The sequence below is a fragment of the Bathymodiolus thermophilus thioautotrophic gill symbiont genome, from assembly GCF_003711265.1.
In the GTDB taxonomy this organism is placed as follows: domain Bacteria; phylum Pseudomonadota; class Gammaproteobacteria; order PS1; family Pseudothioglobaceae; genus Thiodubiliella.
Genome location: NZ_CP024634.1, coordinates 1,066,938 through 1,088,580, shown reverse-complemented (window position 1 = coordinate 1,088,580; position 21,643 = coordinate 1,066,938). Strand labels below are relative to the sequence as shown.

Sequence of the window (21,643 nt, the reverse complement as noted above, 5' to 3'; positions counted from 1 at the left end):
TTTACTGCTTGGCTTTCTTCAACAAGTCACCTAAAGTAGCGCCTTCTGCTGCATCGGAAGACTGCTTATTGTAGTCTGCCATTGCTGCTTTTTCTTCAGCTGAATTTTTTGCCTTAATACTAACAGAGATATTGCGTGTTTTTCTATCAATATTAACAATGGCTACTTCAATTTCCTCACCTACTTTTAAGACAGTTGACGCATCGTCAACACGATCTTCGGAGATTTCACCTGCTTTTAAATAACCTGTAATATCTTCTGTCAAAGCAACTATCGCACCTTTTGGTGTAACTTCAGCAATGGTTACCTTAACAATAGCACCTTTTTTGTTCATAGAAGCATAAGACATAAAGTCATCTTCTTCGAGTTGCTTAATGCCTAAAGAAATACGCTCTTTTTCGGCGTCAATATTCAAAATGACCACTTCAAGTTCTTGACCCTTAGAATAGTTAGAAACCAACTCATCTGCTGGCAACTTCTCCCAAGAAAGGTCGGCTAAGTGAATCAAACCATCAATGCCACCCGGAAGACCAACAAACAAACCAAAGTCTGTAATTGATTTAACGGTAACATCAATCTTATCATTCTTGTTATGTGTCGCTTCAAATGCTTCCCAAGGGTTTTCTTGTGCTTGTTTCATTGACAAAGAAATACGATGCTTGGACTCTTGGACATCCAAGACCACAACATTAACTTCTTGACCTAATTTAACAATCTTAGAAGGACGAGCATTGGCGTTAGTCCAATCCATTTCTGAAACATGAACCAAACCTTCAACACCCTCTTCAATGCGTACAAATGCACCATAATCTGTCAAATTAGACACGGTACCTGCGACTCTCTTACCCAGTGGTAAACGGTCAGAAATGTTATCCCAAGGGCTGGCAGTTAACTGCTTAAGACCTAGTGATACACGCATTTTCTCTTTATCATAATTAAGAATTTTAACGGTAATCTTATCACCAATAACCAATTTCTCAGACGGGTGATTAACACGCTGCCATGAGATGTCTGTAATATGTAATAAACCATCAACACCACCAAGGTCAACAAATGCACCATAGTCTGCAAGGTTTTTAACCACACCTTCAATTTCTTGACCTTCTTCAAGGCCTTCAAGCAAGGCTTCTCTGTCTGCAGAGTTGGCTTCTTGCATAACCGCTTTTCTAGAAATAACAATGTTGTTTCTAACTTCGTCCATCTTAATAACAATTGCTTCAATTTCTTGACCCGTAAGGTATGAGAAATCTTTAACAGGATGAGTGTCCACCAATGAACCAGGTAAAAATGCCTTAACAACACCAATATCAACCGTCAAACCACCTTTAACAGCACCAGTTACGATACCAGTAACAATGTCTTTTTGATTCATTGCAATTTCTAATGCTTGCCATAACTTAATACGCTTGGCTTTTTCACGAGACAATAAAGTATGTCCTAAGCCGTCATCAATAGATTCTAGTGCGACTTCTACCACATCGCCTTCTACGATTTCCAATTCTCCTTTAGGGTCTTTGAATTGATCAAGAGAAACAAAAGCTTCCGATTTTAATCCTACATTGATAACCGCTTTTTCACGATTGATAGCAACGACAGTACCCATTAATAAGGCACCTACTTTTACATTTTGTTGTTCTACACTATTCTCAAATAGTTCTGCAAATGATTCTGACATATTGTTTTTTTTAGATGTTGACCGGTAAAAAACTCCAACAACGGTATAAGTTGGCATTTATCGGGTTAATTTTTAATAAAGTCTAACCGCTTAGACTTTGGCTTTTTGTTACTAATGCGCTCACCTGAGCGACCACTTCATCAATTGACAACTCAGTGGTATCAATGATAAGGGCATCTTCGGCAGGCTTGAGTGGTGAATTTTTACGCGAAGAATCACGCTCATCTCTTGCCACTACATCTGCTAAGATTTGGGACATTATACCTACAGTATCCTGTGCTTGCAATTGTTTTAAGCGTCTTTCTGCACGCTCTTGCGCACTGGCGGTTAAAAAGACCTTGAACGCTGCTTCTGCAAAAACTACCGTCCCCATATCACGCCCGTCTGCAACTAACCCTGAGGCTTGTGCAAAGTCTTGTTGACGCTTTAACAGCGCACTACGCACCACGCCAATGGCTGCTATTTTGGATGCCATTTCGCCTGTTTGCTCAGTGCGTAAAGTTTTAGAAATATCTTTGCCTTCTAAAAACACACTGACCAATTCACTGCCCACCTCAGTTTTAAACGCCAAATCCAAAGTATGTGCGATTTTTTCCAACGCTTTTTCATCGTCAATATCCACTCCTTTGGCATCAACTGCCAAAGCAAAAGCACGATAAATTGCCCCAGAATCAAGCAAATCCCAACCCAGTTTTTGCGCCATAACCCGTGCAATTGTCCCTTTACCTACGCCACTTGGGCCGTCAATTGTTAAAATATTATTCATCTTTTACTTTAAATCCTGTGTTTACACAATTAAACTCAATCTCAAGGTGTTGTATCCGAATAAACCTAAAAAACAATTCATTGGCAATTCCTTACTCAACTCAAACCCCTTTAAATTCCGACACTCGGATTTTACCGTTAACCATTCTGGATTTTCTTTGGTTAATTTTTTCCATTTTTTGCCAAAATGCTTCGTTCAAATCAAAGTCAGCACTAATCGCTGTGCCTATGAGTAAAATCAACAAATCAGCGGATTCTTCTGCTAAATCGGCTTTGGATTTTCCTTTGGTCACACACGCTGATATTTCCCCCAACTCTTCTGCCATTAACGCTACACGGTAGGCCAAATCCTCGCCACCATTATTTTTAAAATCGTGTTTATCGTGAAATGCTTGAATGGTCGTCAGCATTGATTGGTAGGAATCTTGATTCATTTAATAACCTTTTTTGTATAATTTAAACGAGACTTTTGTATCAATTTAATTTTTAGACTCTAATTTCATGTGCGGAAACAATAGCACATCACGAATAGAGGGAGAGTCGGTAAATAACATCACCAAACGGTCAATACCAATGCCTTCGCCTGCTGTAGGTGGCATACCGTATTCTAAAGCACGGATATAATCAGCATCATAATGCATGGCTTCGTCGTCGCCTGCGTCTTTTTCTGCCACTTGTTTATGAAAGCGTTCAGCCTGATCTTCTGCATCATTCAACTCAGAGAAGCCATTGGCGATTTCACGACCACCAATGAATAACTCAAATCTATCGGTAATAAAGGGGTTGTCATCATTGCGCCGAGCAAGTGGAGAAACCTCGGTTGGATATTCGGTAATAAAGGTAGGTTGAATGAGTTTTTCTTCAACAGTGGCTTCAAAAATTTCAATTTGAATTTTACCCAAACCCCACGAATCTTTAACCGTTATGCCTAATTTTTCAGCCGTAGTGGCGGCATTATCTTGACTCAAATCGGCAGCAGATAAATCTGCGTTATAATGCAAAATTGAATCAAATACGCTGATACGCTCAAAGGTTTTGGAAAAATCAAACTCATCACCTTGATACGGCACAACTGCATTGCCACACACATCCACTGCAATCCCTCTAAGCAAATTTTCGGTCAAATCCATCACATCATGATAGGTGGCATACGCTTGATAAAACTCAATCATGGTAAATTCTGGATTATGACGAGTGGACAAACCCTCGTTTCTAAAATTACGATTAATTTCAAATACCCTGTCCATGCCACCAACAATCAATCGTTTTAGATAAAGTTCAGGTGCAATACGCAAAAACATTTGCATATCTAATGCGTTATGATGAGTTTCAAACGGCTTGGCAGTAGCACCCCCTGGGATGCTTTGCAACATGGGTGTTTCTACTTCGATAAAATCATTTTGATTAAAGAAATTGCGAATATAAGCAACAATTTGCGAGCGGCGTTTAAAGGTATCGCGTGAAGATTTGTTCATAATCAAATCTACATAACGCTGGCGATAGCGAATTTCTTGGTCGCTTAAACCGTGGAATTTATCTGGCAATGGTCGTAACGATTTGGTTAATAATTTTATCTCACTCACTCGCACCGACAATTCGCCAACCTGAGTTTTAAACAAGGTGCCTTTGGTGCCGATAATATCGCCAATATCCCATTTTTTAAACTGCTCATTATAAAAACCCTCGGGCAACTCATCACGGGTTACAAACAATTGGATTTTTCCGCTAGAGTCCTGAATATGTGCAAAACTTGCCTTGCCCATCACCCGCTTTAACATCATGCGTCCTGCCATTGACACTTCAATAGATTTCTCTTCTAACTCTTCTTTTGAAAATTGGTCAAATTCTGCCACAACAGATGCGGCAAAATCCTGTGGCTTAAAATCGTTAACAAATGGATTTCCCGCCACTCTCAGCGTTGCTAATTTTGTTCTTCTTTCTGCTACTAATTTATTGTCTTCTTGATTATTCATACTTTCCTAATGTGTGTGTTTATCTTTTTTGACTTCCTGAAGCCCTTCCAACTCTTTTTTTGCCAAACTTTTTGCCTTGGAAAAATCTGCATTGGCTTGCTTAATTTTTCCCATGCGTTTTAACAAAGTTGCACGATTATAATAGGCTTGATAAAAATTTGTGTCTAAATTGATAGATTTTGACAAATCTTGATACGCCAACGCCTCTTTTCCTAACTTTAAAAACGCATTACCACGATTATAAATAGCGGCAATATAAGTTTCATCCAGTGCCACTGCTTGAGAATAAGCCTCAATGGCTTGTTCAGTTTTTTCCAATCTATCGTAACAATTACCCAAATTATTAAACGCACCACAATCCTTGTCATTCAATGCTAAAGCACTTTCAAGATAGGTAATTGCCAAGTCAAAATCCTCTTTTTCCTGCGCCATGCTTGCTAGGCAAAAATACGCTTCGCTACTATTTGGATTAGATTTTATCGCATTTGACATACTTTCCATTGCCAAATCACTGTTGCCTTGTAACTGATGAAGATTACCCAAACTCAAATGAGCATTGGCTTTTAATGCTTTATCTGCAGCCTGATGATTTAGCAGCCCATTCCACGCCTGAATTGCCTTAGACAACTCCCCTTTTTTTTGATGTGTGTAAGCCAACACCATTAAATCGCTAAGTTCTGTTGCGCCACTCATAATAAAGTAACGACAAGTTTACGGTTACTTCCCTTAGCACGATGCTCGTATAAAAACAAACCTTGAAACTTACCCAAGGCAAGTTTGTTGTCAATCACTGGAATGCTTTTACTTTCACCCGTTAAAACACTGCGAATATGCCCCGACATATCAAAATCACCTTCGCCATTATGTCGGTAATTTGGATTTGCATCAACAACACTTGTTTGCAAAAAATCTTCCATATCTAATAACAAATCAGGGTCCTCATTACCCGTAATCATCAGTGATGCTGAGGTATGGGCAACAAATAAATGACACAATTTGGCGTCTTGTTGTGCCAAAACTGCATTCACTTGCTGGGTAATTTCAATGGCACCACGACCTTTGGTTTTAACAACAAGCGCTGTCATTTAAGCAGTTCTTTGGCTTTGGTTGTGTCAATCGTTTCGACCAAAGGTTTTTTGACACGAAAAAAGCGCACAAGGAAAAACAATCCAAATGCCAAAAAAACAAAAGGCAAAAACCACAATAAATAAGTGCTTTTATTAACAGGTGGCTTAAACACCACAAAATCACCATAACGCGCCACCATAAATGCACGAATATCATCATTGGTTTTATCACTTAAAATCAACGCTCTAACCTTCTCTCTTAAGTCTTTTGCCAACCCTGCATTTGAGCCACCAATACTTTGTCCTTGGCACACAGGACAGCGAATTTCATCAATCAAAGCACGATAACGCCGCTCTTGTTGAGCGTTAACAAAAGTGTTTGCCTCAATACTTTCAGCATAGATAGGATTAATAAGTGTCAATAGTAGTAAAAATTGAATAAAATAACGCATAATTAAACCTTGTCAAGATCTTTACATAATTATGAATAATTACACCAAGATCTCTATTAATCAAAAATAAATAATTTTAACCTATGCCACTAATTACACTTGATAATATTTCCCTTAATTTTTCTGAAAAATTAATCCTAAATGAAGTCAGCACCACCATCTTAAAAGGCGATAAAATCGCCCTCATTGGACGCAATGGCGAAGGAAAATCCACTTTTATGCGTGTGCTTGCTGGCGCAATTGAACCAGATGATGGCAAAGTCAAAGTTAAAAATGGCATCAAAATCAGTTATTTAGAGCAAAGCCCGCCAGAAGACAATGACAAAAATTTATTTGATATTGTTGCTGAAGGTTTGGGGGATATTGGCATTGTATTGACAAAATATCAACATTTTATGGCAGACGAAAAACTGGACGAAGCCGCCGAATTGCAAGAAGAAATCGATCGCCTTGATGGTTGGCAATATTTACACAAGATTGAAACCATTCTGAATCGTTTTACACTCAACGCAGAAGTCATTTTATCCACCCTATCTGGTGGCTGGCGACGACGAGTAATGTTAGCCCGTGCATTGATACAAGAACCGAATGTGTTGCTACTTGATGAGCCCACGAACCACATGGATATTACCGCTATTCTTGACTTAGAAAAAATGCTCAAAGACTATCACGGTACTTTGGTGCTCATTAGTCATGACCGTGCATTTATTGCCGGCATTGTCAATAAAGTTTTTGATTTGGACCGTGGCAATCTAGCGGTGTTTGAATGTGGTTACCAAGACTATGTAAAGCGCAAAGACAATTTGCTTAACTCAGAAACAATGGCAAACAAAAGATTTGACAAAAAACTGGCTCAAGAAGAAGTGTGGATTCGTCAAGGCATCAAAGCCAGAAGAACCCGCAACGAAGGCCGTGTGCGTGCCTTGCAAGAAATGCGCAATTCTTTTGTTAATCGCAGACAAAAACAAGGCAAAGTTAAGATACATTCAGTGGCAGAAGATGAAAAGCGTGCCTCAAAACTGGTATTTGAAATCAAAAAAATGTCATACTCTATTGGCGATTTGCAATTGGTCAAAGACTTTTCTATGCTGGTGTTGAAAGGGGAAAAAATCGGCATCATTGGTGGCAACGGCTCAGGCAAATCAACCTTTATTAAATTATTGCTTGATGAATTACAGCCCAGCAGCGGCAGCATACGCCGTTCCAAAACCATTAAATTGGCTTATTTTGACCAAATGCGTGAAATGTTAAAGCCCAATATGAAGGCAATGGATTTTGTCTCAGGTGGTAGCGAGCATATTAATATTGGTGGCAAAAGCAAACACATAATCGGGTATTTGCGTCAGTTTTTATTTACTGGAAAGCAGGCAATGGCACCCATTAAAATGTTTTCTGGTGGTGAAAAAAACCGCCTAATGTTGGCAAAAATTCTCTCTCAACCCGCCAATTTATTAGTGCTTGATGAGCCAACCAATGACCTTGATGTGGAAACCTTGGAACTGCTAGAAGAAATGTTGGTGGAATACACAGGCACATTAATTTTAATTTCACACGATAGAACTTTTTTGAACAATGTCGTAGGCTCTACCGTTGTCATGGATGGCGATGGTGTCATCAATCAATATGCTGGCGGTTATGACGATTATCTAACGCAAAAACAAGACAATTTAGACAATCAAGTCAAAACCAAAGTGCAATCCAAATCAAAACAAGAGAAGAAAACACCTGGTAACCCTAAGCAAAAACTGAGTTACAAACAACAACAAGCATTGGAAAAATTACCCCATAAAATCGAAACAGCAGAAGCTGAAATTAAGGCCATACAATTACAACTCGCAGACCCTGAATTTTTCCAACAACCAGAATCCCAAGAGGCGCTCGTTCGCCTATCAAGATTAGAAGCCGATTTGGCGCGTTATTATGAAAAATGGAGCACATTAGAATGACCCCACTCATTGTTGACTTAGACCACACGCTCATTAACACTGATTTGTTGTATGAATCCTCAATGGTAGTATTAAAAAAAAGCCCGTGGTTAATATTACTTTATCCTTTTTGGTTTTTTATCGGCAAAGGATACTTAAAAGAACAATTGGTTAAGCGCTGTGAAATAGACATCAGCAAACTACCCTACAACACAACCACCATTGCCTATATTAAGAAACGCAAAAAACAAGGTGACATTATCATTCTTGCCACCGCCTCGCACAAAGTTTACGCACTCTCCGTCGCAAAACACCTAAAATTATTTAACGATGTAATGGCAAGCAACAAAGACTTTAATCTCTCTTCACACAACAAAGCCAAAAAATTAATTGAGCGCTTTGGCGCGCAAAAATTTGATTATATAGGTGACCATATGCGTGATTTACCCGTTTGGGAAGCGTCAAATCTTGCGATTTTAATCAATGTATCAGACAAAGTTATTAAAAAAACACAACACCTAAACACTTTGATTCTCTAAGAAAATTATTAAATAAATTGAAAATAAAGCAACAGGTATTACCAATTGAGACCTTTGCATAAATATGGATGATTAGCAAAATTCAATTTTTGTGCCATTGGTAATTTTCTTAAATCTTGTCCTAACAGGGCTAAGGCTGGGTTTAAAAAATTATCAAGTGGGTAAAAATCGGACTCTTGATGATTATTTATATTTATACAAAGGTCTCGAATTAAGTTATCAGGGGTTTTTGGAGTAAATATAATACTCATTAATTAATATTTATGTCCAATGCAGAAGGTCTCTTAAGGGATTCGGGGCGGTAAAACTAAAGGGTTTTCAATAGATCTCAAGGGATTTTGTGGTTGCAACCGTAAGCGAACATCATAATACTTAGTAATAGTACGCTCCATATGCACAGAAGTTATTTCAAGACCAAAGGCATCAGAAATTCTTAAAGAAGATCTGCCGTTATCAGACTTCAAAAGAAAGTTTTCCCTGAATTGTGAATAATTTTTATCTAACTCATAAGTCTTTAATATTTTTTCTGCGGCATCATTTACTACCTGCTTTCTTAAAAAAGTTCTGGGTAAATAACCTGATGATTTGGCTATTTTTGACATTCCTAAATATTGATAGGCTGTTATTTGTGTTGCATTTATGCTCAGGAAATGTTTCTCAAATTCTTCATTCTTAATATTAAAACCAAAGATAAGGCCTCCTTCAGAAAAATCTATATAATTATCATATAGACCAGGTCCTGGTTTGGTTTTTGCCCCCAGATACAACCCTCCTTCTGATTTTATATGAAATGTTGTCGTGGCATCTAGTTCACGATATATATCAGCGGGTAGGTTTCTCACAATATTTTCCATTTTTTGATACGCTTCAGGAAGGAAAAATAAATTAGCTCTTGGCTCTACATTGGTAACTAAACTTAACACATCTACGGAATAAGGCTTTGCTTGGGTGTCAAATGGATAAACCTTAACCCGTCCTGTTGGGTCAATATATTTAAGCGGATTGTTGCCCGCATAAACATACAAATTCAAACCATCAGCGCTGCCTGCTGAATCTGGGCTTATCCATCTTGCTAGCCAAGGGGCTAAGTATCTGGCACCATAATAGTATAGGCCACTGCTGTCGTCTCTTTCTTTGCCTGTGTAGCGGTAGCGTTTTTGTTGGACTTGGGTTTTGTCTTTGCCGGCAATGATAGCAGTGCCACCATAGGGGTAATAGTGTTCGTAACTGATGATTTGGGCTTGGTCGTTAAGTTCCAAGGTGTTGGTTTTTAGGTGGTTGGAGAGTTGGTAATGGGTTTGTGTACTGTCTTTGGTGTGTTCGCTGAGAATGTGGGTGCCGATGTGTAGGGTGTTGGTTTGTGGGTGGTTTATATTGGTTAGGATGTCGAGTGAAGGGAGATAGGTTGTTTGACTTTGTGCTTGATTGTTAGACTCTATCACCGTGCGGACTCGGTTGCCTTGGTGGTCATAAACATAGTATTCTGTGGTGTTGGTTTGGTGTTGTTTGGTGAGTTTGTTAAGGGTGTTGTTGTAATGCCAGTTTAGAATGCCAATATTGTCTAAATTTAATAAATTACCATTGGCATCAAAGTTATTTGGGTTATTGTTTTCAGTGCCACGGTTGCTGTGTGGATGGGGGCTAATAGTTTGTTGCCAAGTGTTGCTTTGGGCTTGGTGTGCTAGACGAATTAAATTATCGCCCATATCATAGGTGTAAGTTTGATGGTAAGATTCTAGTAAATTCATCAGATAGTAGAACTTCGGTTTCTTTGTCGTATTATTCTGCTGCCATCTTTATTCATTGTGCGAGGTGGTAAAATAAAAGGCTTTTCAACTGGCTCCAAGACAAGTTGTTGCCTTAAGTGTAAATGAACATCACGGTCCTTGCCATTACAATGTAATTCTATAAAGGTTGTCTCAAGACCAAAAGCATGAGCAATTCTTGAAGAAGATCTGCCATTATCACTCTCATTAAGAAAATCTTTTCTGAATTGTAAATAGTTTCGGTCAGACTCATAAGTTGCTATTATTATTTTTGCAAGGGGGTTCCCTATGCTTTCTCTTAACAACATTTTAGGCAGCCTATTTATTGCTTTGGCTATTTTGGTCATCCCTAAATATTGATAAGCTGTTATTTGTGTTGCATTCAACTTAAGGTCAAGAGCAGGCATGTTGTGCTCGCATATAAAATTTATCCCAAAGGTTAATACGCCTGTAGAAAAATTCATATCATTGATAAAAAGATCGGTCGTTACTCGAGTTCTGGATTCAACTGCCAGTACATTTCCGTGACTTTCTTCTGATTTTATAGAAAATTTTGTCCCATGGTCTAACTTACGATATTCATCAGCAGGAATATTTCTAACAATATCTACTACTCTTTGGTACGCTTCAGGAAACAAGAATGTACTATCATTGTGATCTGCCATTTCAACTGGACTCAATACATCCATATCGTAAAAACTTAGGCTTTTAAATGGATAAACCTTGACCTGTCCCGTTGGGTCAATATATTTAAGCGGATTGTTGCCCACATAAACATACAAATTCAAACCATCAGCGCTGCTTGCTGAATCTGGGCTTATCCATCTTGCTAGCCAAGGGGCTAGGTATCTGGCACCGTAATAATATAGACCACTGCTATCGTCTCTTTCTTTGCTTGTGTAGCGGTAGCGTTTTTGTTGGACCTGGGCTTTGTCTTTGCCAGTGATAATGGCGGTGCCACCGTAGGGGTAATAATGTTCGTAACTGATGATTTGGGCTTGGTCATTAAGCTCTAAAGTATTGGTTTGCAGGTGGCTGGAGAGTTGGTAGCGGGTTTGATTACTGCCTTTGGTTTGTTCGTTGAGGATACGGGTGCCAATATGTAGAGTGTTGGTTTGCTTGGTTTGGTTGGTTGAAATATCTAGTGAAGGAAGATAGTTTCTTTGGCTTTGTATTTGGTTATTGGCTTCAATAACGGTGCGGACTCGGTTGCCTTGGTGGTCATAGGTATAATATTCTATGGTGTTAGCTTTGTCTTGTTTGGTGAGCTTGTTAAGGGTGTTGTTGTAATGCCAATCGAGGTTGCCAATGTTATCTAGGTTTAATAAATTGCCGTTGGCGTCAAAATTATTTGGGTTATTGTCTTCAGTGCTACGGTTGCTATGCGGTTGAGGGATAATGGCTTGTTGCCAGGTATTGCTTTTTGCTTGGTGCAACAGGTGGATTAGATTACTACCTGTGTCGTAGGTGTAGGTTTGTTGATAGAATCCTAGTAAATTCATAAGATGGCACAGGAGGTTCGATTTCTTGGTCGTCTTATTTTACTCCCATCTGGATTCATTGTGCGAGGTGGCAAAACAAAAATATCTCTTAAGGGGGTCTGCTGCTGCAAATGCAAACGAACACTATAATAACTCTCTAACCCTATATGAGTTACCTCAAGACCAAAAGTGTGGGCAATCCTTAAAGAAGATCTGCCATTATCGGACTCATTAAGAAAGTTTTCCCTAAATTTCAGATATTTTTGGTCAACTTCATAAGTCATTGCTATATTTTTTGCGAGAACATTTGTCATATTTTCCCTTAAAAAAGTTCTGGGTAGTCTGTCTGGTGCTTTGGCTATTTTTGTCATTCCTATATACTGATAAGCCGTTATTTGCAATGCATTCAAACCAAAATCAGGAACATTATGTTTAAAATTTTCTCTAAAGGTTAATACACCTGTAGAAAAATCCATGGCATTAATAAACACATCAAACATTATTATAGTGGTGGACTTAATTTTCAGTGCATCCTCGTGCTCCCTTTCTGATTCGATAGTAAACTCTGTGGAGGTGTTTAACGCATGGTATTTATCAGCAGGAATGCTTCTAACAATATCCAACACTCTTTGGTACGCTTCTGGAAACTTGAATGTGCTGTCATTATGCTCTACCTCTTCAACTGGACTTAATATATTTATCTCATAAGGCGGTGAGCCTGCAATCGGATAAACCTTAACACGCCCTGTCGGATCAATATATTTAAGCGGATTGTTGCCCACATAAACATACAAATTCAAACCATCAGCGCTGCCTGCTGAATCTGGGCTTATCCATCTTGCTAGCCAAGGGGCTAAGTATCTGGCACCATAATAGTATAGGCCACTGCTGTCGTCTCTTTCTTTGTCTGTGTAGCGGTAGCGTTTTTGTTGGACTTGGGTTTTGTCTTTGCCAGCGATGATAGCAGTGCCACCATAGGGGTAATAGTGTTCGTAACTGATGATTTGGGCTTGGTCGTTAAGTTCCAAGGTGTTGGTTTTTAGGTGGTTGGAGAGTTGGTAGCGGGTTTGTGTGCTGTCTTTGGTGTGTTCGCTGAGAATGTGGGTGCCGATGTGTAGGGTGTTGGTTTGTGGGTGGTTTATATTGGTTAGGATGTCGAGTGAAGGGAGATAGGTTGTTTGACTTTGTGCTTGATTATTAGACTCTATCACCGTGCGGACTCGGTTGCCTTGGTGGTCATAAACATAGTATTCTGTGGTGTTGGTTTGGTGTTGTTTGGTGAGTTTGTTAAGGGTGTTGTTGTAATGCCAGTTTAGAGTGCCAATGTTGTCTAAATTTAATAAATTACCATTGGTATCAAAGTTATTTGGGTTATTGTTTTCAGTGCCACGGTTGCTGTGTGGGTGAGGGCTGATGATTTGTTGCCAAGTGTTGCTTTGGGCTTGGTGTGCTAGACGAATTAAGTTACCACCCACATCGTAGGTGTAATTTTGGCAATAAGATTCTAGTAAATTCATCAGATAGTACAGAGTCTTTGATTTCTTGATTGTATTTTACTTCCATCTGGATTCATTGTGCAAGGTGGTAAAACAAAAGGTGTTTCAATTGGCCTTAAGGTAGATTTCCGCTCTAACATTACAACTATTATTACGATGTCATTCTATAGAAATTACCTTAAGGCCAAAAACATGGGCAATTCTTACAGAAGATCTGCCATTATCACTTTCATTAAGAAAAACTTTTTTAAATTTCGGGTAGTTTTGATTAGCCTCATAAGTCGCTATTATTGCTTGTACAAATGCACTTTTGATCTTTTTTCTTACAAAAAATCTAGGCAATCTATCTGGTGCTTTCGCTATTTTTGTCATTCCAAATATTGATAAACCGTTACTTGTGTTGCATTCAACTCAAGGTCAATGCTGAGGTGATTATTGTGATTCGCCCTTTCAGTTGGGCTTAATACATCTATCTCATAAAAGGACGATTCTATCAATGGAAAAACCTTGATATTCTCCATTGAGTCAATATGTTTAAACGGATTATTATCAACATAAACACTGCCTGCTGAATCTGGGCTTATCCATCTTGCCAGCCAAGGAGCGCACCGTAATAGTGCAGACCACCGCTATCATCTCTTTCTTTGCCTGTAACGATAGCATTTTTGTTGGATTTGGGTTTTGATGATTTGGGCTGTCAATAAATAGCACAGGTCTCTATACAAAGGTTTCTTTTATTGCATGATAATTTGCTGCACACGGCAAGGGTCCTCTAATAGGACCTAATTGACTTAAATCCGTTAAAATTGGTTTGGCTATATCACTAAACAGTCTTTTCATTGCCTTCCCCCTGCCCACCACTAAAAATGCATCGTCTATTGTATTGTTTTTGCCTCTAACCCATAATGCAAGTTCAACGCCTGAATTGTTCCCCCTAAAGGCGAAGGAGACTTCGCTGACGTGAGAAATGATATTTTGTGGGATTAAAGCAATACTTGTGTCAGGCCTAAGATGATCTTGAACAGGTAATGCGTCTTGATGCATAATACCTAAACATTCTTCAGGTATTATGGCTGTTAATAGGTGAGCAGCACCGACTACTGCAAATAAACTACCTGTTATTCTTGAAATTTCTGACCGGGGATTCGCCCACCTCTTTCTACCAATAAAAGAACCCATAAAGTTATGCTTCCCACCTATTAGCCTACTTGCTTTTATCTTATAATTAGCAGTTTCTAGGGCTTTTTGAATACTTTTATTGGTTAAATTCGCCTTTTGAATTTCTGACTCTCGAAACCTCTCTAGATCTTGTATTGGCATAAGCTGTTGACTTTCAGAAACATTTACACCTTCAAGCACTAAATTTCCAATGAAACTAGAATCAATGCTTTCTGTCAAAGCCAACAACAACTTGTATCCACTTGGTTCACTATGTCTTTCTCCAATCCAAATGTTTAATTCATTAGTACTTGCTTGCCCCTTTACCCTCGTTAAAAATTCATTCAAACCTATTGTGTTAATAACATTTTCCTCAGCACCGTCTGTTTTACCATGCCCTGTTGGGTCTGTATATTTAAGTGGATTATTGCCAACATAGACATACAAATTCAAACCATCAACACTGCCTGCTAAATCTGGGCTTATCCACCTTGCCAGCCAAGGGGCTAAGTATCTGGCACCGTAATAGCACAAGCCGCTGCTGTCGTCTCTTTCTTTGCCTGTATAACGGTAGCGTTTTTGTTGGACTTGGGTTTTGTCTTTGCCGGCGATGATGGCGGTGCCACCGTAGGGGTAGTAATGTTCGTAACTGATGATTTTGGCTTGATCGTTGAGTTCTAAGGTATTGGTTTGTAGATGGCTGGAGAGTTGGTAACGGGTTTGTGCACTGTCTTTAGTTTGTTCGCTGAGGATGTGGGTGCCGATGTGCAGGGTGTTGATTTGTGGATTGTTGATATTGGTTAAAATGTCTAGTGAAGGGAGGTAAATTTTTTGGCTTTGTGCTTGATGGTTAGATTCTATTACGGTACGGACTCGATTGCCTTGATGGTCGTAAACATAGTATTCTATGGCGTTGATTTTGTCTTGTTTAACGAGTTTAGCAAGGGTGTTGTTGTAATGCCAATTTAACTTTCCGATGTTGTCTAAATTTAATAAATTGCCATTGGCATCAAAGTTATTTGGGTTATTATTTTCGGTGCCACGGTTGCTGTGTGGATGGGGGCTGATGGTTTGTTGCCAAGTGTTGCTTTGGGCTTGATGTGACAGGAAAATTAAATTATTACCTATATCGTAGGCGTAAGTTTGATGGTAAGATTCTAGCAAATTCATAAGATGGTACAATTTTTTTGTTCTATTATTCTATTTCCATTTTTATCCATTGTTCGAGGTGGCAAAACAAAAGGTCTTTCAACTGACTCTAAGGCAGATTGTCGCTCTAAGTATAAATAAACATTACGACCATTGTTGCGATGTAATTCTATAGAGGCTACCTTAAGGCTAAAAGCGTGGGCAATTCTTAAAGAAGATCTGCCATTGTCACTTTCATAAAGAAAATCTTTCCTGAATGTTAAATAGTTTCGGTCAAACTCATAAGTCATTATTATTATGTTTGCAAGGGCGTTCGATATACCTTCTCTTAAAAAAGTTCTAGGCAATCTATTTGTTGCTTTGGCTATTTTGCTCATCCCTAAATATTGATAAGCTGTTATTTGTGTTGCATTCAACTTAAGGTCAGAATTGGGTTGCCTACGATTGCATGCAAAATTTATCTCAAAGGTTAGCACCCCTGTAGAAAAATCCATCATATTGGTAAAAAGATCGGTCGTTACTTGAGTTCTGGCTTCAACTGCCAGTACATTTCCGCGATCTCCTCTTGATTTTATAGAAAATCTCGTTCCACGGTCTAATTTATGATATTCATCAGCAGGAATATTTCTAACAGTATCCACGACTCTTTGGTATGCCTCAGGAAACAAGAATGTACTATCGTTGTGAACTGACATTCCAACTGGACTTAATACATCTATATCGTAAAGATTCAAGCCTTTAAATGAATAAACCTTGGCATATCCTGTCGGATCTACATACTTAAGTGGATTATTGCCAACATAAACATACAAATTCAAACCATCAACACTGCCTGCTGAATCTGGGCTTATCCACCTTGCCAGCCAAGGGGCTAAGTATCTGGCACCGTAATAGCACAAGCCGCTGCTGTCGTCTCTTTCTTTGCCTGTATAACGGTAGCGTTTTTGTTGGACTTGGGTTTTGTCTTTGCCGGCGATGATGGCGGTGCCACCGTAGGGGTAGTAATGTTCGTAACTGATGATTTTGGCTTGATCGTTGAGTTCTAAGGTATTGGTTTGTAGATGGCTGGAGAGTTGGTAACGGGTTTGTGCACTGTCTTTAGTTTGTTCGCTGAGGATGTGGGTGCCAATGTGCAGAGTGTTGATTTGTGGATTGTTGATATTGGTTAAAATGTCTAGTGAAGGGAGGTAAGTTTTTTGGCTTTGTGCTTGATGGTTAGTTTCTATTACGGTACGGACTCGATTGCCTTGATGGTCGTAGACATAGTATTCTATGGCGTTGATTTTGTCTTGTTTAACGAGTTTAGCAAGGGTGTTGTTGTAATGCCAATTTAACTTTCCGATGTTGTCTAAATTTAATAAATTGCCATTGGTATCAAAGTTATTTGGGTTGTTGTTTTCAGTGCCACGGTTGCTGTTTGGGTGAATATCAATGGTTTGTTGCCAAGCGTTGCTTTGGGCTTGGCGTGATAAACGAATTAAATTATTACCTATATCATAGGTGTGAGTTTGACGGTAAGATTCTAGCAAATTCATCAGATAGTATAGCGTCGGTTTCTTTGTTGTATTATCCTACTTCCATCTTTATTCATTGTGCGAGGTGGTAAAACAAAAGGCCTTTCAATTGACCTTAGGGTAGATTGTCGCTTTAAGTGTAAGCGAACATCACTATTATAAATCTCATTATGATGTAATTCTACAAAGGTTACCTCAAGGCCAAAAGCATGGGCAATTCTTAAAGAAGATCTGCCATTATCACTTTCATTAAGAAAATCTTCCCTGAATGTTGAATAGTTTTGGTCAGACTCATAAGTCGTTATTATTATGTTCGCAAGGGTGTTCGATATCTTTTCTCTTAAAAACATTCTAGGCAATCTATTTATTGCTTTGGCTATTTTGGTCATCCCTAAATATTGATAAGCTGTTATTTGTGTTGCATTCAACTTAAGGTCAACATTAGGTTGCTTATGATCGCTCATAAAATTTGCCTTAAAGGTTAGCACTCCTGTGGAAAAATTCATAGCATTAAAAAAACGATCAGTCGTTACTGAAGTTTCAACTTCAATTTCTAGTGCATTCCCTTGATCCCCCTCTGAATTTATAGTAAATTCTGTTCTAGCCTCTAACTTACTGTATTGGTCAGTAGGGATGTTTCTAACAATATTTACCACTCTTTGATATGCTTTAGGAAACAAGAATGTGCTATCATTGTGATCTGCCCTTTCAACTGGGCTTAATATGTCTATATCGTAAAAGTTCCGGTTTCTAAATGAATAAACCTTGACCTGTCCTGTTGGGTCAATATATTTAAGCGGATTGTTACCCACATAAACATACAAATTCAAACCATCAACACTACCTGCTGAATCTGGGCTTATCCACCTTGCCAGCCAAGGGGCTAGGTATCTGGCACCATAATAGTATAGTCCACTACTGTCGTCTCTTTCTTTACCTGTGTAGCGGTAGCGTTTTTGTTGGACCTGGGTTTTGTCTTTGCCAGCAATGATGGTAGTGCCACCGTAGGGGTAGTGGTGCTCGTAACTGATGATTTGGGCCTGGTCATTGAATTCCAAGGTGTTGGTTTTTAGGTGGCTGGAGAGTTGGTATCGGGTTTGTGTACTGTCTTTGGTATGTTCGCTGAGAATGTGGGTGCCAATGTGTAGGGTGTTAATTTGTGGATTGTTGATATTGGTTAAAATATCTAGTGAAGGGAGGTAAGTTTTTTGGTTTTGCACTTGATGGTTAGATTCTATTACGGTGCGAACTCGATTGCCTTGGTGGTCGTAAACATAGTATTCTATGGCGTTAGTTTGGTCTTGTTTGGTGAGTTTACTAAGGGTGTTGTTGTAATGCCAGTTTAGAGTGCCAATGTTGTCTAAATTTAATAAATTGCCATTAGCATCAAAGTTATTTGGGTTGTTGTTTTCAGTGCCACGGTTGCTGTGTGGATGAGGGCTGATGATTTGTTGCCAAGTGTTGCTTTGGGCTTGGTGTGCTAGACGAATTAAGTTACCACCCACATCGTAGGTGTAATCTTGGCAATAAGATTCTAGTAAATTCATAAGATAGTGCAGCATCTTTGATTTCTTGGTTGTTGTATTTTGCTTCCATCTGGATTCATTGTGCGAGGCGGCAAAACAAGAGGCTTTTCAACTGACTTTAAGGTAGATTGTCGCTTTAAGTGTAAGTGAACATCGCGACCACCATTATAATGTAATTCTATAGAGGTTACCTTAAGGCCAAAAGCATAGGCAATTCTTAAAGAAGATCTGCCATTATCACTTTCATTAAGGAAAACTTTCCTGAATGTTAAATAGTTTTGGTCAGACTCATAAGTCGTTATTATTATGTTTGCAAGGTCGTTCGATATTCTTTTTCTTAAAAAAGTTTTAGGCAGTCTATTTGTTGCTTTGAATATTTTGGTCATCCCTAAATATTGATAAGCTGTTATTTGTGTTGCATTTAACTTAAGGTCAAAATCGGGTTGTTTACGATTGCATGCATAGTTTACCTCAAAGGTTAATACCCCTGTATGAAAATCCATAACATTGCTAAAAAGAGCGGTCGTTACTTGAGTTTCGGCTTCAACTGCCAGTACATTTCTGTGATTTATTTCTGGTTTTATAGAAAATTTCGTTCCATGGTCTAACTTATGATATTCATCAGCAGGAATATTTCTAACAATATCTACTACTCTTTGATATGCCTCAGGAAACAAGAATGTGCTATCATTGTGGTCTGCCATTTCAACTGGGCTTAATACATCCATATCGTAATTCTGGCCGTTGGATGAATAAACCTTGACATGTCCTGTTGGGTCAATATATTTAAGCGGATTGTTACCCACATAAACATACAAATTCAAACCATTAGCCCTACCTGCTGAATCTGGGCTTATCCACCTTGCCAGCCAAGGGGCTAAGTATCTGGCACCATAATAGTATAGGCCACTGCTGTCGTCTCTTTCTTTACCTGTGTAACGGTAGCGTTTTTGTTGGACTTGGGTTTTGTCTTTGCCAGCGATGATGGCGGTGCCACCGTAGGGGTAATAATGTTCATAACTGATGATTTTGGCTTGATCGTTGAGTTCTAAGGTATTGGTTTGTAGGTGGCTGGAGAGTTGATAGCGGGTTTGTGTATTGTCTTTAGTTTGTTCGCTGAGGATGTGGGTGCCGATGTGCAGGGTGTTGATTTGTGGATTGTTGATATTGGTTAAAATGTCTAGTGAAGGGAGGTAGGTTTTTTGACTTTGCACTTGATGGTTAGATTCTATTACGGTTTGAACTCTATTGCCTTGGTAGTCATAAACATAGTATTCTGTGGTGTTGGCTTGGTCTTGTTTGGTGAGTTTGTTAAGGGTGTTGTTGTAATGCCAATTTAACTTTCCGATGTTGTCTAAATTTAATAAATTGCCATTGGCATCAAAGTTATTTGGGCTGTTGTTTTCAGTGCCACGGTTGCTGTTTGGATGAATACCAATGGTTTGTTGCCAAATGTTGCTTTTGGCTTGGTGTGATAGGCAAACTAAATTACTACCCGTGTCGTAGATATAAATTTGTTGATAAGGTTCTAGCAGATTCATAAGATGATACAACGACTTTGTCTTTGCCTTTGCCTTTGTCTTCTTTTCGGTGTCATTCTAGTTCCATGCATGTCCATCATGGTACGAGGTGGCAAAACAAAAGGTGTTGTAGTTGAATCCAAAGGAGATTGTCGCCTTAAGTGCAAGCGCACATTATGTGCGTCGTTACGACTATATGATAATTCTATGGCGGCTATTTCAAGTCCAAAGGCACGGGAAATTCTTACAGAAGATCTGCCATTATCACTCTCATTAAGAAAATCTTTTTTAAATTCCGTGTAGTTTTTATTAGCTTCATAAGTCGCTATTATTGATTGTGCAAGCTTATTCCCTATCTTTTCTCTTACAAAAATTTTAGGCAATCTATCTGGTGCTTTTGCTATTTTTGTCATTCCCAAATATTGATAAGCCGTTACTTGTGTTGCATTCAACTCAAGGTCATCGCCGGGGCGCTTATGATCGTTCATAAAATTTGCCTTAAAGGTTAGCACTCCTGTAGAAAAATTCATAGCATTAAGGAAGCGATCAGTCGTTACTGCAGTTTCAACTTCTATTTCTAGTGCAATCCCTCGATCTCCCTCTGAATCTACAATAAATTCTGTTCTAGCCTCTAACTTACTGTATTGATCAGCGGGGATGTTTCTAACAATATCTACCACTCTTTGATATGCCTCTGGAAACAAGAATGTGCTATTATTGTGATTCGCCCTTTCAACTGGGCTTAATACATCCATCTCATAAAAGAACGATCCTGTCAATGAAAAAACCTTGACATTCCCCATTGAGTCAATATATTTAAGCGGATTATTACCAACATAAACATACAAATTCAAACCATCAACACTGCCTGCTGAATCTGGGCTTATCCATCTTGCTAGCCAAGGGGCTAAGTATCTGGCGCCATAATAGTATAGGCCGCTGCTGTCGTCTCTTTCTTTGCCTGTATAGCGGTAGCGTTTTTGCTGGACTTGGGTTTTGTCTTTGCCGGCGATGATAGCAGTGCCACCATAGGGGTAGTAGTGTTCGTAACTGATGATTTGGGCTTGGTCGTTAAGTTCCAAGGTGTTGGTTTTTAGGTGGTTGGAGAGTTGGTAGCGGGTTTGTACACTGTCTTTAGTTTGTTCGCTGAGAATGTGGGTGCCAATGTGCAGGGTGTTGATTTGTGGATTGTTGATATTGGTTAAAATGTCTAGTGAAGGGAGGTAAGTTTTTTGGCTTTGTGCTTGATAGTTAGATTCTATTGCAGTGCGGACTCGGTTGCCTTGATGGTCATAAACATAGTATTCTGTGGTATTGGCTTGGTGTTGTTTGGTGAGTTTGTTAAGGGTGTTGTTGTAATGCCAGTTTAGAGTGCCAATGTTGTCTAAATTTAATAAATTACCATTGGCATCAAAGTTATTTGGGTTATTGTTTTCAGTGCCACGGTTGCTGTGTGGATGGGGGCTGATGGTTTGTTGCCAAGTATTGCTTTGGGCTTGGTGTGCTAGACGAATTAAGTTACCACCCACATCGTAAGCATAAGTTTGACGGTAAGACTCCAAAAAACTAGGTATTTTTATCATTAATATAAAGAAAGTTTTAATTTTTGTCAATCTATTGAAACTGATTTCATTGTA

Annotated in this window: 20 protein-coding genes; 2 read left to right on the top strand and 18 right to left on the bottom strand. The window is 38.9% G+C overall.

Going from position 1 to position 21,643, the window contains the following annotated elements:
- Position 1: 1 nt before the first annotated feature.
- The 7 genes from rpsA to MS2017_RS03970 form a co-directional block, all read right to left on the bottom strand.
- Complete coding sequence (gene rpsA / locus MS2017_RS04000) at positions 2-1,732, bottom strand: 30S ribosomal protein S1 (RefSeq protein WP_071564745.1); 1,731 nt, start codon at positions 1,730-1,732, stop codon at positions 2-4.
- Positions 1,733-1,757: 25 nt separating this feature from the next.
- On the bottom strand, positions 1,758-2,441 hold the full coding sequence (gene cmk / locus MS2017_RS03995) for a (d)CMP kinase (RefSeq protein ID WP_071564744.1): 684 nt from the start codon (positions 2,439-2,441) through the stop codon (positions 1,758-1,760).
- Between the two features lie 100 nt (positions 2,442-2,541).
- Positions 2,542-2,874: a MazG nucleotide pyrophosphohydrolase domain-containing protein gene (locus tag MS2017_RS03990; RefSeq protein ID WP_071564743.1), complete on the bottom strand. Its 333-nt coding sequence runs from the start codon at positions 2,872-2,874 to the stop codon at positions 2,542-2,544.
- A gap of 45 nt (positions 2,875-2,919) precedes the next feature.
- Positions 2,920-4,413, bottom strand: a complete 1,494-nt coding sequence (lysS, locus tag MS2017_RS03985) for a lysine--tRNA ligase (RefSeq protein WP_122951332.1) — start codon at positions 4,411-4,413, stop codon at positions 2,920-2,922.
- A 6-nt stretch (positions 4,414-4,419) separates the two neighbouring features.
- Complete coding sequence (locus MS2017_RS03980) at positions 4,420-5,106, bottom strand: tetratricopeptide repeat protein (RefSeq protein WP_122951331.1); 687 nt, start codon at positions 5,104-5,106, stop codon at positions 4,420-4,422.
- Positions 5,103-5,498, bottom strand: a complete 396-nt coding sequence (locus MS2017_RS03975; RefSeq protein WP_071564740.1) for a secondary thiamine-phosphate synthase enzyme YjbQ — start codon at positions 5,496-5,498, stop codon at positions 5,103-5,105. The genes MS2017_RS03980 and MS2017_RS03975 overlap by 4 nt, the downstream gene beginning before the upstream one ends.
- Positions 5,495-5,932, bottom strand: a complete 438-nt coding sequence (locus MS2017_RS03970; protein ID WP_071564739.1) for a cytochrome c-type biogenesis protein — start codon at positions 5,930-5,932, stop codon at positions 5,495-5,497. The genes MS2017_RS03975 and MS2017_RS03970 overlap by 4 nt, the downstream gene beginning before the upstream one ends.
- Before the next feature lie 83 nt (positions 5,933-6,015).
- On the opposite strand from MS2017_RS03970, the gene MS2017_RS03965 reads away from it, so the two are divergent.
- Both MS2017_RS03965 and MS2017_RS03960 read left to right on the top strand, forming a co-directional pair.
- Positions 6,016-7,878 (top strand): ATP-binding cassette domain-containing protein, encoded by a 1,863-nt coding sequence (locus MS2017_RS03965; protein ID WP_071564738.1) that lies wholly within the window; start codon positions 6,016-6,018, stop codon positions 7,876-7,878.
- Positions 7,875-8,396, top strand: a complete 522-nt coding sequence (locus tag MS2017_RS03960) for a haloacid dehalogenase-like hydrolase (RefSeq protein ID WP_084032360.1) — start codon at positions 7,875-7,877, stop codon at positions 8,394-8,396. Before MS2017_RS03965 ends, MS2017_RS03960 begins: the two co-directional genes overlap by 4 nt.
- A gap of 38 nt (positions 8,397-8,434) precedes the next feature.
- On the opposite strand, the gene MS2017_RS03955 is transcribed toward MS2017_RS03960, so the two are convergent.
- From MS2017_RS03955 to MS2017_RS03905, 11 genes are all read right to left on the bottom strand, one after another.
- A complete protein-coding gene (locus tag MS2017_RS03955) occupies positions 8,435-8,647 on the bottom strand; it encodes a hypothetical protein (RefSeq protein WP_122951330.1) in 213 nt (70 codons plus the stop codon).
- Between the two features lie 33 nt (positions 8,648-8,680).
- Complete coding sequence (locus tag MS2017_RS03950) at positions 8,681-10,144, bottom strand: RHS repeat-associated core domain-containing protein (RefSeq protein WP_122951329.1); 1,464 nt, start codon at positions 10,142-10,144, stop codon at positions 8,681-8,683.
- A complete protein-coding gene (locus MS2017_RS03945) occupies positions 10,144-11,664 on the bottom strand; it encodes an RHS repeat domain-containing protein (protein WP_122951328.1) in 1,521 nt (506 codons plus the stop codon). Before MS2017_RS03945 ends, MS2017_RS03950 begins: the two co-directional genes overlap by 1 nt.
- Positions 11,661-13,160, bottom strand: coding sequence for an RHS repeat-associated core domain-containing protein (locus MS2017_RS03940; RefSeq protein WP_122951327.1), 1,500 nt, complete (start codon positions 13,158-13,160; stop codon positions 11,661-11,663). Before MS2017_RS03940 ends, MS2017_RS03945 begins: the two co-directional genes overlap by 4 nt.
- Before the next feature lie 138 nt (positions 13,161-13,298).
- Entirely contained in the window at positions 13,299-13,511 is a 213-nt protein-coding gene (locus tag MS2017_RS03935; protein ID WP_122951326.1) for a hypothetical protein, read from the bottom strand.
- The gene (locus MS2017_RS11155) at positions 13,508-13,660 is read right to left on the bottom strand and encodes a hypothetical protein (RefSeq protein WP_164707594.1); all 153 of its coding nucleotides are present in this window, start codon (positions 13,658-13,660) and stop codon (positions 13,508-13,510) included. The genes MS2017_RS03935 and MS2017_RS11155 overlap by 4 nt, the downstream gene beginning before the upstream one ends.
- 196 nt (positions 13,661-13,856) lie before the next feature.
- Entirely contained in the window at positions 13,857-15,467 is a 1,611-nt protein-coding gene (locus tag MS2017_RS03925) for an RHS repeat-associated core domain-containing protein (protein ID WP_122951325.1), read from the bottom strand.
- Complete coding sequence (locus MS2017_RS03920; RefSeq protein WP_122951324.1) at positions 15,464-16,981, bottom strand: RHS repeat-associated core domain-containing protein; 1,518 nt, start codon at positions 16,979-16,981, stop codon at positions 15,464-15,466. Before MS2017_RS03920 ends, MS2017_RS03925 begins: the two co-directional genes overlap by 4 nt.
- Entirely contained in the window at positions 16,981-18,507 is a 1,527-nt protein-coding gene (locus MS2017_RS03915) for an RHS repeat-associated core domain-containing protein (protein WP_122951323.1), read from the bottom strand. The genes MS2017_RS03920 and MS2017_RS03915 overlap by 1 nt, the downstream gene beginning before the upstream one ends.
- Positions 18,504-20,027, bottom strand: a complete 1,524-nt coding sequence (locus MS2017_RS03910) for an RHS repeat-associated core domain-containing protein (protein WP_122951322.1) — start codon at positions 20,025-20,027, stop codon at positions 18,504-18,506. Before MS2017_RS03910 ends, MS2017_RS03915 begins: the two co-directional genes overlap by 4 nt.
- Positions 20,024-21,589 carry an RHS repeat domain-containing protein gene (locus tag MS2017_RS03905; protein WP_122952221.1) on the bottom strand — a complete coding sequence of 522 codons (1,566 nt, stop codon included), beginning with the start codon at positions 21,587-21,589 and terminating at the stop codon, positions 20,024-20,026. Before MS2017_RS03905 ends, MS2017_RS03910 begins: the two co-directional genes overlap by 4 nt.
- Positions 21,590-21,643 lie beyond the last annotated feature (54 nt).